Genomic DNA, 12,079 nt, shown 5'->3' on the forward strand with positions numbered 1-12,079 from the left:
TTCCGTCGGTTCTGAGGAGCAGCAGGGTGTTCGGTCGCGAGCGCATCGAGTACAAGACGCACGACCAGGTCCGGTCCATGCGCAGCGCCGGCCTCGTCGTGGCGCGCGCGCTCGGGACGGTGCGCGACGCGGTCCGCCCGGGCATGACGACCGCCGACCTCGACGCGCTCGCCGCCGCGGTCATCGCGGACGCCGGGGCGACGCCGTCGTTCCTCGGGTACGAGGGCTACCCGGCGTCGCTCTGCGTGTCGGTGAACGACGAGGTCGTCCACGGCATCCCCGGGCCGCGCGAGCTGCGCCCGGGGACGTCGTCTCCGTCGACTGCGGGGCCGTCGTCGACGGCTGGCACGGCGACTCGGCGGTCTCGTTCGTGCTCGGCGAGGGCGACCCCCAGGACGAGGCGCTCGTCGAGGCGACGCGCCGCGCCATGTGGGCCGGGATCGCCGCCCTCGCGACGAGCGAGCGGCTGTGCGACGTCGGGGCCGCCATCGAGGACTCGGTGCGTGTCTCGGGGGAGTCGGACGGCGTGACCTACGGCATCGTCGAGGACTACGTCGGCCACGGGATCGGGTCCGCCATGCACCAGCCCCCGGACGTCCCGAACTACCGCACGCGCGAGAAGGGCCCGCGGCTGCGCCCGGGCATGTGCCTCGCGATCGAGCCGATGCTCACACGGGGCGAGCGGTTCACCGAGGTGTGCGAGGACGACTGGACGGTCGTGACCGACGACGGCACCCGTGCCGCGCACTGGGAGCACAGCGTCGCGATCCTCGACGAGGGCATCTGGGTCCTCACCGCGCCCGACGGCGGCGCCGCGGAGCTCGCGGAGCTCGGCGTGCGCGTCGCACCGCTCGCGGCCTGACCGCGCACCGGCCCGTCGCGGTCTCCTCGCTCCCGTCCGGCAGCGCGCGACGGCACCCGGCGCGACGGGGGAGTGACGCGTCGCACCGCGCGCACGACCCGCCACGGTTTCCCGTCCCTTGCCGGATGCCGTAGGATGGTCCGTCGGGTGTAGTCCGTGCACGTCGTTCATCCGGCCCCCGTCCCTCGGGACCCGGGCGACCGACCACCGCACGCGGCTCCACGCACCTCCCACGATCGGACGACCCTCGGGTCGGGCGTGCGCGGGAGTCCTAGCAGTTCAGACGAGAGTTAGCGGAGGACATGGCAAAGAAGGACGGTGTCATCGAGATCGAGGGCAGCGTGGTCGAGGCCCTGCCGAACGCGATGTTCCGCGTGGAGCTGGCCAACGGGCACAAGGTTCTCGCGCACATCTCGGGCAAGATGCGCCAGCACTACATCCGGATCCTCCCCGAGGACCGGGTCGTGGTCGAGCTGAGCCCGTACGACCTGTCCCGCGGCCGGATCGTCTACCGCTACAAGTAGTCGTCACGCGTCCACCCACTCACCCGCCTCGCACCCGGGACCACCGGGGCCGCTCGTCGGTCGCGCCCGGAGCGGGGCACCACTGAGGGAACGAAGATGAAGGTCAAGCCCAGCGTCAAGAAGATCTGCGACAAGTGCAAGGTGATCCGCCGGCACGGTCGCGTCATGGTGATCTGCGAGAACCTGCGGCACAAGCAGCGCCAGGGCTGAGCCCTCACCTGCGCCACGGGTGACGGTCCTCCGGGACCGCGGTCACCAGGCCGCCCGTCACGACGACGGCCGGCCACCAGCGCACCACCACGAACCTGCTCGGCACCCCGGACGCGAGTCCGGGAGGAGAACGCCACAGGCAGGGGAACCCCCGGCTCGGAGGCCGGGGCCCACGGAGCTCCCCGTGGGAGGGCGGTGCGACAGACCTCCGACGAAGCACGAGGAGCCGAAAGGCACATGGCACGTCTCATCGGCGTCGACCTCCCCCGCGACAAGCGGCTCGAGGTCGCGCTCACCTACATCTACGGCGTCGGCCGTACCCGCGCCCAGCAGACGCTGGCCGCCACCGGCATCAGCCCGGACGCCCGCGTGAAGGACCTCGGCGACGCCGAGCTCGTCGCGCTCCGCGACTACCTCGAGGGCAACTACAAGCTCGAGGGTGACCTCCGTCGTGAGGTGGCCGCCGACATCCGCCGCAAGGTCGAGATCGGCACCTACCAGGGCCTGCGTCACCGCCGCGGCCTGCCTGTGCGCGGCCAGCGCACGAAGACCAACGCGCGTACGCGCAAGGGACCGAAGCGCACCGTGGCCGGCAAGAAGAAGGCCCGCTGAGCCAGTCCGCAGGGCGGGCCCTGCTCGCGCACTGACGCGGACCTCACGGTCCGTCCCGTGCCGGGTGGAGATCCCCGCGGTCAGACCACCTCAGACCAGGAGAGAAGAAGGACATGCCTCCCAAGACTCGCGCCGCCGCTGGGCGCAAGCCTCGTCGCAAGGACAAGAAGAACGTCCCCGCCGGCCAGGCGCACATCAAGAGCACGTTCAACAACACGATCGTGTCGATCACGGACCCGTCGGGCGCCGTGATCGCGTGGGCCTCCGGCGGCGACGTCGGCTTCAAGGGCTCCCGCAAGTCGACCCCCTTCGCCGCCGGCCTCGCGGCCGAGGCCGCTGCCCGCAAGGCGCAGGAGCACGGCATGAAGAAGGTCGACGTCTTCGTCAAGGGCCCGGGCTCGGGTCGCGAGACGGCGATCCGCTCGCTGCAGTCGGCCGGCCTCGAGGTCGGCTCGATCCAGGACGTGACGCCGCAGGCGCACAACGGGTGCCGGCCGCCCAAGCGTCGTCGCGTCTGACCCTCGTCGTCGGCGTGCCGTCGACGGGCCGCCCGGTCACCGACCGGCCGAGCCCGTCGACGGCGCCCGTCACGGGGCAGCCGCCTCCTGACGGGGTCGACGCACCCTTCCCGGCCGGGTGGACAGAGTCCCGGCCGGGGCCGCGTGCCGCAGGCACGCACCTCGCCTTGAACCGTGCAGCGTCATATGGCGGACGCTCACCGAAAGGAAACCACCAGTGCTGATCGCACAGCGCCCCACCTTGACCGAAGAGGTCATCTCGGAGAACCGTTCGCGCTTCTCCATCGAGCCGCTGGAGCCCGGCTTCGGCTACACGCTCGGCAACTCGCTGCGTCGCACGCTGCTGTCGTCCATCCCGGGCGCGGCGGTCACCTCCATCCGCATCGACGGTGTGCTCCACGAGTTCACCACCGTGCCGGGTGTGAAGGAGGACGTGACCGAGGTCATCCTCAACATCAAGAACCTCGTCGTCTCCTCGGAGAACGACGAGCCCGTCGTGATGTACCTGCGCAAGCAGGGTGCTGGTGCGGTCACCGCGGCGGACATCGTCCCGCCCGCGGGTGTGGAGGTCCACAACCCCGAGCTGCACATCGCCACGCTCAACGACAAGGGCAAGCTCGAGATCGAGCTGACCGTCGAGCGCGGCCGTGGCTACGTCTCGGCCTCGCAGAACAAGTCGTTCGACGCCGAGATCGGCCGGATCCCGGTCGACTCGATCTACTCGCCGGTCCTCAAGGTGACCTACAAGGTCGAGGCGACGCGTGTCGAGCAGCGCACGGACTTCGACAAGCTGGTCGTGGACGTCGAGACGAAGCCGGCGATCTCGCCGCGCGACGCGCTCGCGTCGGCCGGCAAGACGCTGGTGGAGCTCTTCGGCCTCGCCCGCGAGCTCAACGTCGAGGCCGAGGGCATCGAGATCGGTCCGTCGCCGACGGACGCGGCCCTGGCCGCGGACCTGGCGCTGCCGATCGAGGAGCTCAACCTCACGATCCGCTCGTACAACTGCCTCAAGCGCGAGGGCATCCACCAGGTGGGCGAGCTCGTCGCACGCAGCGAGGCGGACCTGCTGGACATCCGCAACTTCGGTGCGAAGTCCATCAACGAGGTGAAGGAGAAGCTCGCCGAGCTCGGCCTGTCCCTCAAGGACTCGCCGCTCGACTTCGACCCGTCGGCCGCCGCGTACTACGACGGCGACGACGACGAGGCGACGTTCTCGGACACCGAGCAGCAGTACTGAGCCTGCGGCTCTAGACACCTCAGCGCGTCCGGGTCCGCACCTGCGGCGCGATCACTTCCCAAGGAGCACATCCCATGCCTACCCCCGCCAAGGGCCCCCGGCTCGGCAGCGGACCGGCTCACGAGCGCCTGATGCTCGCGAACCTGTCCACCCAGCTCTTCGAGCACGGCCGCATCACGACCACCGAGACCAAGGCGAAGCGCCTGCGCCCGGTGGCCGAGCGCCTCATCACGTTCGCCAAGCGCGGCGACCTGCACGCGCGCCGTCGCGTCCTGCGCGTCGTCCGCGACAAGTCCGTGGTGCACACGCTGTTCACCGAGATCGCCCCGCAGATGGCGGAGCGTGAGGGTGGCTACACGCGCATCACGAAGGTCGGCACGCGCAAGGGCGACAACGCGCCCCTCGCGGTGATCGAGCTCGTGACCGAGCCCGTCAGCCCGAAGCAGGCCGTCGTCCGCGAGGCGGAGAAGGCTGCCGAGAAGGCGAGCAAGAAGAAGGCCGACAAGCCGTCCAAGAAGGCCGACAAGGTCGAGGACGCGCCCGTCGAGGACGCCGCCGTCGAGGACGCTCCCGCCGAGGACGTCCAGGACGCGCCCGTCGAGGACGCCACGGAGGAGAAGAAGGAGGCCTGAGCCTCCTCTTCCCGCCTGAGCCCTCCGGGGCTCGTCGCGCAGGGCCCGGGACCGTACGGTCCCGGGCCCTGCGGCGTCCCCGGCTCTGGCGAGCCTCCGGTCCTGTCGCGTTCCCCCGGTCGATCTCGCGTGGAGCAGGGCCTACGGTCGAGACGTGACCTCCACCGACGCGTCGCCCGGGACCGGGACCAGGACCGGGACGTGGCCGCCCGTCGTCCTCGTGCACGGGTCGCGCACCTCGCGCTCGATGTGGCGCGACCAGCTCGCGGCGCTGCGTCGTGCCGGCGTGCGGGCCGTCGCGGTCGACCTGCCGGGCCACGGGGTGCGGCGCGGCGAGGCGTTCACGCTCGACGGCGCGGTCGAAGCGGTCGCGGCCGGGATCGACGACGTCGGTGGCCGCGCGCTCGTCGTCGGGCTGTCGCTCGGGGGCTACGTCGCGATCGAGACGCGCGCGCGGCACCCGGAGCGCGTCGTGGGGCTCGTCGCCGCCGCGTGCTCGACGCCGCCGTCGACGCGCCTGCGCGGCGGCTGGCTCGTCCTCGCGCGCGGCATCGAGCGGCTCCCGGACGGGGGAGCCGGGCTGAACCAGGCGCTCGTCGACCGGGCGATGACGGCCCAGGCTGCCGCCGACCTCGCGGCCGGCGGGTTCGCCCTCGACGTCATGAGCGCGATCCTGCGCGAGGTGGGGTCGGCCGACCCGGTCCGGGCCCTCGCGGCGGCGGACTCGCCGGTCTGGCTCGTCAACGGGCGCTGGGACCACTTCCGGCTGGGGGAGCGCGGGTTCCTCGCCGCGGCGCGCGCGGGCGGGGCCCCGGCCCGGCTCGTCGTCGTCCCGGGCGCGCGGCACCTGGTGAGCCTGGACGCGCCCGTGGCGTTCAACCGCGTCCTGCTCGACGCGCACGGCGCTCTCGCCGCGGGCGCGCCTCCGGGAGGCGGGGACGAGGGCGCGACGCCGGGCCTCCTCGAGCCCGCCGCGGCCGCGCCCAGGCGGCGCACCGCGGACGGGGCGCCGGAGCGCGGCACGGCCGGTCGCTGAGGCGTCAGGCCGGCGGGAGGTCCCACGCGCGGGCGCCCCCGACGAGGGCCGCCGAGTTCGGCACCACGACGACGTCGTCGCCGAGCCGGTCGAGGACGCTCGGGGTGATGCGCCGCGAGTTGCCCCCGCCCAGGTAGAGGCGGTCCCACCAGAACACGGGCCGCAGCCCCTCGACGACCGCGTGGACCCGGCGCGACCAGAGCCCGTCGCCGAGGCGGCGGCGCTCGGGCTCGCCGACGTACTCGTCGTACGTGGTGCCGCGCCGCACCGGGGCGCGCGACCACTCGAGGTGCGGCGCGAGCCGGCCGCCGTGGAACAGCGCGGAGCCGAGCCCCGTCCCCAGCGTCAGCACCAGCTCGAGCCCGGACGCCGCGACGACGCCCGCGCCGTGCACCTCGGCGTCGTTGAGCACGAGCGCCGGGACGCCGAGCCGGCGCTCGACGGCCGCGCGGACGTCGAAGCTCGTCCAGGCCTCGACGAGCGCGGGGTCCACGCGCGACCGGGGCCCGCTGCGCGTCACGTAGTGGGGCGTGTGCACGACGACGCCGCGCCGGATCATCCCGGGCATGCCCACCGTGACGCGGTCGGCGGGAGGCAGCGTGGCCGCGATGCCCGCGACCGTCTCGACGAGGAGGTCGGGCGGGAGGGGGTAGGGCGTGGGGACGCGCACCGCCGCGGCGTGCGCGGTGCCCGACGCGTCGAGCACGTTCGCCTTGATGCCGCCCCCGCCGCAGTCGACGGCGAGGGTGCGGACGTCGTGCGGGTCGCCGGTCATGGGCGGCAGCGTAGGCACGGCGGCGCGCGCGGCGCACGGGCGGGCGACTACGGTGAACTCCCGTGACCGCCGTCCCGCCCCCAGCCCTCCCGGACCCCGACGCCCCGCGACCCGACGTGCCGGACGACGTCGTGCGCGTGCGCCTGGACCTCGCCTACCAGGGGACGGCGTTCGCCGGCTGGGCCCGGCAGCCGACGCTGCGCACGGTGCAGGGCACGCTCGAGGACGGGCTCGCGACGATCCTGCGGGGCGCGGCGCCGCGGCTCACGGTGGCGGGGCGCACGGACGCGGGCGTGCACGCGCGGGGGCAGGTCGCGCACGTCGACCTCGCGCGGGCGCAGTGGGAGGCGCTGCCCGGCCGGTCCGACCGCGCGCCGGGGGACGCGCTCGTCGCGCGGCTGGGGGGCGTGCTGCCGGGGGACGTCGTCGTGCACCGTGCCGCGCCGGCCCCGGCCGGGTTCGACGCCCGATTCTCCGCGCTGCACCGCGCGTACACCTACCGCGTCGCGGACGACCCGGCGCAGCGCGACCCGCTGCGCCGGGACTGGGTGCTGTGGAGCCGGCGACCGCTCGACGTCGCGGCGATGGACGCCGCCGTGCGGCCCCTGCTCGGGGTGCGGGACTTCGCGGCGTTCTGCAAGCCGCGACCCGGCGCGACGACGATCCGCGAGCTGCAGCACCTGTCGTGGTCGCGCCCGACGGACGGGCCCGACGCGGGCCTCGTGGTCGCGCACGTCCGCGCGGACGCGTTCTGCCACAACATGGTGCGCGCGCTCGTCGGCGCGTCGCTCGCCGTGGGGGAGGGGCGTCGCGACGTCGGCTGGCCCGCGGGGCTCCTCGCGAGCCGGCGCCGGGACGCGGGGGCGGGCGTCGTGCCGGCGCACGGGCTCGTGCTCGAGGAGGTCACCTACCCGCCCGACGCGGAGCTCGCGGCGCGTGCCGACCGCATCCGCGCCGTGCGGAACGAGGAGGACGTCTGGGAGGACGCGCCGCCCCGCGAGCCGGCCTGAGCCGGCCGCGGGCGGGCGCTCGTCCTCAGGGCTTCCTCAGGGCTTCTCAGGGCTCCTCGACGACGTGGACGGCGGCCTCCTCGGCGCCCGCGGCGCCCCCGGAGATCCCCTCGTCGTCGGCGTACGTGTCGTTCTGGCGCCCGTCGAGGGCGTCGGGGTCGGCGACGAGGCGGCCCGCGCGGGTCTCGTCGGGCCGCTCGGCCGGGTCGCGCTCCCACTCCTCCGGCTCCTCCTCGGCGAGGCGCTGGTCGAGCGTCTCGCCGTGCACCTCTTCCCACGGCGTCTCGCCGAAGTGGTTCGAGCGGGGGCGCTCGGGCGGGGAGTAGCCCTCGTCGAGCACGTCGTCCACGCCGCGGTCGAGGAGCGTCTCCTCGGGCTGGAGCTGGTCGGTGTCGCCCTCGGCGCCCGTCTCCGGGTCGGGGCTCGTGGCGGTGGTGTCTTCGCTCATGCGTCCCACCCTGGCACCTCACGGGGACGGACGCAGCCCCGGACGCGAGTGCCTGCGAGGGCGCCCGGCCGGGACTACGGTGGGGCCGCACCGCGCCCCGGTGCGCACCCGCTGGAGCACCCCTGAACCGGAGGACGACCCCATGGCCGGCATCGACGACATCCTGTCCACCGTCCCGCTCGACCAGCTCGCCGGTCGGCTCGGCGTCGACGAGGCGACGGCGCAGCGCGCGGTGGGCGCGGCGCTGCCCGCGCTGCTGGGCGGGCTGCGCGCCAACGCGCAGGACCCGGCGGGCGCGGCGTCGCTCGGCGAGGCCCTCGCGCAGCACGACCCGGCGCTCGTGGAGAGCGGTGTCGACCTCGACGACGTCGACACCGACGACGGCCGCAAGATCGTCGGGCACGTGTTCGGGCAGAACGAGCAGGCGGTCGTCGCGCAGCTCGCCCGGTCGACGGGCACCGGCAAGGACCTGCTCGCGAAGGTGCTTCCCGCGCTCGCGCCGATCGCGCTGGCCTTCCTCGCGAAGCAGCTCGGTGGCGCCGGGTCGTCGGGCGGCGTCCCGACCGGCACCTCGGGCGGCACGGCGGGCGGCACTTCGGGCGGCACCGCGGCGGGGAAGGGCGCGGGCGAGCGGCCGGGCGCGCCGCAGACCGGTGGGGGCGGCCTGGGCGACGTCCTCGGCGGGCTCCTGGGCGGCGGGTCGGGCGCCGGCGGCGGTCTCGGCGACCTCCTGGGCGGGCTGGGCGGCCTCCTCGGCGGCGGCCGGCGCTGAGCCGTCCCGCCATCCCGGCGTCCCGCCACCCGCCATCCCGCCATCCCGCCACCCGGCGTCCCGCGTCCCGGCGCCCGCCTGCCGTGGTGCCGGGCGGCGGGTGGCGCCGGCCCGGCCGAGGTGCCGGACGCCCGGGTCCGCAAAGCGCGTGACCGCACGGCCGACGTCGGGGACCATGACGGGGTGGGACACCTCGACCTCAGCGACGTCACGTATCACCTGCCTGACGGGCGCACCCTGCTCGACGGCGTCGACCTGCGGGTCGCGGACGGCGCGCGCGTCGCGCTCGTGGGGCCCAACGGCGTCGGGAAGTCGACGCTGCTGCGCATCGTCACCGGTGAGGTCGCCCCGCACGGCGGTGCCGTCGTGCGCAGCGGCGGGCTCGGGGTGATGCGCCAGGACGTCGGCCGCATCGACGACGACCGCACGGTGCGCGACCTTCTCGTCGGGCTCGCGCCGACCGCGGTCCGCGAGGCGGCGCTCGAGCTCGCGGCCGCCGAGCACGACATCATGACGGTCGACGACGAGCCCGCCCAGCTCCGCTACGCCCAGGCCCTCGTGGACTGGGCGGACGTGGGCGGCTACGACGCCGAGGCCGGCTGGGACGAGGTGACCGACGAGGTGCTGTCGGTCCCGTTCGAGAAGGCGCAGTGGCGCGACGTGCGGTCGCTGTCCGGGGGCGAGCAGAAGCGGCTCGCGCTCACGGCCCTGCTCCGCGGGCCGGAGGAGGTCCTGCTGCTCGACGAGCCGGACAACCACCTCGACGTGCCGACGAAGCGCTGGCTCGAGGAGCGGCTCGTCGCGTCGTCCAAGACGGTCCTCTTCGTGTCCCACGACCGCGAGCTGCTGTCGCGCACCGCGACCCAGGTCGCGACGCTCGAGCCGACGCCGGGCGGCGGCACGGTGTGGGTGCACGGCGGCGGCTTCGCGACGTACGCCCAGGCCCGCGCGGACCGGCGCGACCGGCTCGCCGAGCTCGCGCGCCGCTGGGACGAGGAGCACACCAAGCTCCAGGAGCTCGTGCGGACGCTCAAGACGAAGGCCGCGTTCAACGACGGCCTCGCGAGCCGGTACCAGGCCGCGCGCACGCGCCTGCGCAAGTTCGAGGAGGCGGGGCGTCCCGAGGTGGTCGCGCGCGACCAGAACGTGACCGTGCGGCTCACGGGCGGGCGGACGGCCAAGCGCGCGGTGACGTGCGAGCGGCTCGAGCTCACGGGGCTCATGAAGCCGTTCGACGTCGAGGTGTTCTTCGGCGAGCGCGTCGCGGTGCTCGGCTCGAACGGCTCGGGCAAGTCCCACTTCCTGCGCCTCCTCGCCGCGGGCGGGAGCGACCCCGAGCCGGGCACCGTGCCCGACGACGTGGCCGGCGGCCCGGCGGCGCCCGCTCCCGTGGCGCACACGGGCCGGGCCGTGCTCGGCTCGCGGGTGCGGCCGGGGTGGTTCGCGCAGAACCACGACCACCCGGAGCTGCGGGGGCGCACGCTGCTGGAGATCCTCCACCGCGGCGAGGGGCACCGGGCGGGCATGGGGCGCGAGGGCGCGAGCCGGGCGCTCGACCGGTACGAGCTCGTGGGCCAGGCCGAGCAGCGCTTCGAGACGCTCTCCGGTGGCCAGCAGGCGCGCTTCCAGATCCTGCTCCTCGAGCTCGACGGCGCGACGCTGCTCCTGCTCGACGAGCCGACGGACAACCTCGACCTGCACTCGGCGGAGGCGCTCGAGGCGGGGCTCGCGGCCTTCCAGGGCACCGTGCTCGCGGTGACGCACGACCGGTGGTTCGCGCGCGGCTTCGACCGGTTCCTCGTGTTCCGCGAGGACGGCGAGGTCGTCGAGGCGCCGGAGCCGGTCTGGGACGTCGAACGCGTCCGTCGGGCGCGCTAGCCGTCCCTATCCTGGTGGGCATGGCCGTCCACAAGATCGTGCTCTTCTACGCCTTCACGCCGCTGCGGGACCCGCGTGCCGTGCAGCTCTGGCAGCAGGCGCTGGGGGAGCGGTGGCACCTCACGGGTCGCGTGATCGTGTCGGAGCACGGGATCAACGCGACCCTCGGCGGGACGGTCGAGGACCTCAAGCAGTACGTGAAGACGACGCGCCGGTACCCGGGCTTCGAGGGCGTCGACGTCAAGTGGTCCGACGGCACGGGCCGGGACTTCCCGCGCCTGTCCGTCAAGGTGCGCCCCGAGCTCGTCGCGTTCGGCGTGCCGGACGAGGTCCGGGTCGACGAGCACGGCGTCGTCGGCGGCGGGGAGCGGCTGAGCCCGCAGGCCCTGCACGACCTCGTCGAGGAGCGCGGCGACGACGTCGTGATGCTCGACGGCCGCAACGCGTTCGAGGCGGCCATCGGCCGCTTCCGCGGGGCCGTCGTGCCCGACGTCGCGACCACGCGGGACTTCGTCGCCGAGATCGACTCGGGCCGCTATGACGACCTCAAGGGGCGGCCCGTCGTCACGTACTGCACGGGGGGCGTGCGGTGCGAGGTGCTGTCGGCCCTGCTGCGCGCCCGCGGGTTCGAGGAGGTGTACCAGCTCGACGGCGGCGTCGTGCGCTACGGCGAGGTGTTCGGCTCGCAGGGGCTGTGGGAGGGGTCGCTCTACGTGTTCGACGAGCGCATGCACGTCGAGCTCGGCCCGGGGTCGACGCCGCTCGGCGCGTGCACGGCGTGCGGGGCGCCGACGGCGAAGTACGAGAACTGCGCCGACCCGAGCTGCCGGACCCTGCGCCTGTACTGCCCCGGCTGCGTCCACGAGGCCCGCTCGACGCGCTGCGAGACGTGCGTCCGGGAGCGTCCGGCCGCTTTGACCGGCGGCCTGCCTCGCGGGTAGTCTGGTGAGTCGTTGTGCTCATCTCACGACACCCGTGTCGCTAGCGCGCCCACTCGCTGCCGGCCAAGGAGCGGGTGTCGACCGAGCCCGCCGCGCAACGACCTGCCCTCTCGGCCGCACGCTTCAGCGGTCGAAGAAGACATCCTGAGACAGAAACGAAGGCTACGACCGTGCGTACGTACACCCCGAAGCCCGGCGACGTCCAGCGCGACTGGTACGTCATCGACGCGACCGACGTCGTCCTGGGCCGCCTGGCCACCCACGTGGCCACCCTGCTGCGCGGCAAGCACAAGCCGACCTTCGCTCCGCACGTCGACGGCGGTGACTTCGTCATCGTCATCAACGCCGGCAAGGTCGCCCTGAGCGGCAACAAGCGCGAGCAGAAGATGGCCTACAACCACTCCGGTTACCCGGGTGGTCTGCGTGCCGTCGCCTACGGCGACCTGCTCGACAAGCACCCCGAGCGTGCCGTCGAGAAGGCCGTCCGGGGCATGCTCCCCAAGACGACCCTCGGTCGCGCCCAGTTCGGCAAGCTGAAGGTCTACGCGGGTGCCGAGCACCCGCACGCCGCTCAGCAGCCGAAGCCGTTCGAGATCACCCAGGTCGCGCAGTAATCGCCGCCCA

14 protein-coding genes and 1 pseudogene are annotated in these 12,079 nt (G+C 74.2%); 13 read left to right on the forward strand and 2 right to left on the reverse strand.

Annotated elements, in window-relative coordinates:
• Positions 1–26: 26 nt before the first annotated feature.
• The 8 genes and pseudogenes from map (at position 27) to BJP59_RS03220 (ending at position 5,631) form a co-directional block, all read left to right on the forward strand.
• A pseudogene (gene map / locus BJP59_RS03185) lies at positions 27–862 on the forward strand (type I methionyl aminopeptidase).
• A 302-nt stretch (positions 863–1,164) separates the two neighbouring features.
• Positions 1,165–1,386 carry a translation initiation factor IF-1 gene (gene infA, locus BJP59_RS03190; RefSeq protein ID WP_012867920.1) on the forward strand — a complete coding sequence of 74 codons (222 nt, stop codon included), beginning with the start codon at positions 1,165–1,167 and terminating at the stop codon, positions 1,384–1,386.
• 96 nt (positions 1,387–1,482) lie between these two features.
• Positions 1,483–1,596 (forward strand): 50S ribosomal protein L36, encoded by a 114-nt coding sequence (rpmJ, locus tag BJP59_RS03195; protein ID WP_009740505.1) that lies wholly within the window; start codon positions 1,483–1,485, stop codon positions 1,594–1,596.
• Positions 1,597–1,833: 237 nt separating this feature from the next.
• Positions 1,834–2,208 (forward strand): 30S ribosomal protein S13, encoded by a 375-nt coding sequence (gene rpsM, locus BJP59_RS03200; RefSeq protein WP_021479758.1) that lies wholly within the window; start codon positions 1,834–1,836, stop codon positions 2,206–2,208.
• 113 nt (positions 2,209–2,321) lie between these two features.
• Positions 2,322–2,726, forward strand: coding sequence for a 30S ribosomal protein S11 (rpsK, locus tag BJP59_RS03205; RefSeq protein WP_021479759.1), 405 nt, complete (start codon positions 2,322–2,324; stop codon positions 2,724–2,726).
• A 217-nt stretch (positions 2,727–2,943) separates the two neighbouring features.
• Entirely contained in the window at positions 2,944–3,963 is a 1,020-nt protein-coding gene (locus tag BJP59_RS03210; RefSeq protein ID WP_021479760.1) for a DNA-directed RNA polymerase subunit alpha, read from the forward strand.
• A 74-nt stretch (positions 3,964–4,037) separates the two neighbouring features.
• A complete protein-coding gene (rplQ, locus tag BJP59_RS03215) occupies positions 4,038–4,595 on the forward strand; it encodes a 50S ribosomal protein L17 (RefSeq protein ID WP_021479761.1) in 558 nt (185 codons plus the stop codon).
• A 154-nt stretch (positions 4,596–4,749) separates the two neighbouring features.
• Entirely contained in the window at positions 4,750–5,631 is an 882-nt protein-coding gene (locus BJP59_RS03220) for an alpha/beta fold hydrolase (RefSeq protein WP_228485250.1), read from the forward strand.
• 4 nt (positions 5,632–5,635) lie between these two features.
• Here the strand turns inward: BJP59_RS03220 and BJP59_RS03225 are convergent, their stop codons facing one another.
• Positions 5,636–6,406 (reverse strand): ROK family protein, encoded by a 771-nt coding sequence (locus tag BJP59_RS03225; protein ID WP_194522170.1) that lies wholly within the window; start codon positions 6,404–6,406, stop codon positions 5,636–5,638.
• A gap of 116 nt (positions 6,407–6,522) precedes the next feature.
• On the opposite strand from BJP59_RS03225, the gene truA reads away from it, so the two are divergent.
• Positions 6,523–7,416 (forward strand): tRNA pseudouridine(38-40) synthase TruA, encoded by an 894-nt coding sequence (truA, locus tag BJP59_RS03230; protein WP_194522906.1) that lies wholly within the window; start codon positions 6,523–6,525, stop codon positions 7,414–7,416.
• A 46-nt stretch (positions 7,417–7,462) separates the two neighbouring features.
• On the opposite strand, the gene BJP59_RS03235 is transcribed toward truA, so the two are convergent.
• The gene (locus tag BJP59_RS03235) at positions 7,463–7,864 is read right to left on the reverse strand and encodes a DUF5709 domain-containing protein (RefSeq protein ID WP_043652004.1); all 402 of its coding nucleotides are present in this window, start codon (positions 7,862–7,864) and stop codon (positions 7,463–7,465) included.
• Between the two features lie 142 nt (positions 7,865–8,006).
• On the opposite strand from BJP59_RS03235, the gene BJP59_RS20125 reads away from it, so the two are divergent.
• The 4 genes from BJP59_RS20125 to rplM all read left to right on the forward strand — a co-directional run bounded on the left by BJP59_RS20125 (position 8,007) and on the right by rplM (position 12,069).
• Positions 8,007–8,636 carry a DUF937 domain-containing protein gene (locus BJP59_RS20125; protein WP_194522171.1) on the forward strand — a complete coding sequence of 210 codons (630 nt, stop codon included), beginning with the start codon at positions 8,007–8,009 and terminating at the stop codon, positions 8,634–8,636.
• A 183-nt stretch (positions 8,637–8,819) separates the two neighbouring features.
• Positions 8,820–10,514 carry an ABC-F family ATP-binding cassette domain-containing protein gene (locus BJP59_RS03245; protein WP_194522172.1) on the forward strand — a complete coding sequence of 565 codons (1,695 nt, stop codon included), beginning with the start codon at positions 8,820–8,822 and terminating at the stop codon, positions 10,512–10,514.
• A 20-nt stretch (positions 10,515–10,534) separates the two neighbouring features.
• Positions 10,535–11,455, forward strand: a complete 921-nt coding sequence (trhO, locus tag BJP59_RS03250; RefSeq protein WP_021479848.1) for an oxygen-dependent tRNA uridine(34) hydroxylase TrhO — start codon at positions 10,535–10,537, stop codon at positions 11,453–11,455.
• Between the two features lie 170 nt (positions 11,456–11,625).
• Complete coding sequence (gene rplM / locus BJP59_RS03255; RefSeq protein ID WP_021479847.1) at positions 11,626–12,069, forward strand: 50S ribosomal protein L13; 444 nt, start codon at positions 11,626–11,628, stop codon at positions 12,067–12,069.
• Positions 12,070–12,079: the final 10 nt, after the last annotated feature.

Source organism: Cellulosimicrobium sp. JZ28 (genome assembly GCF_015327065.1).
In the GTDB taxonomy this organism is placed as follows: Bacteria; Actinomycetota; Actinomycetes; order Actinomycetales; family Cellulomonadaceae; genus Cellulosimicrobium; species Cellulosimicrobium funkei.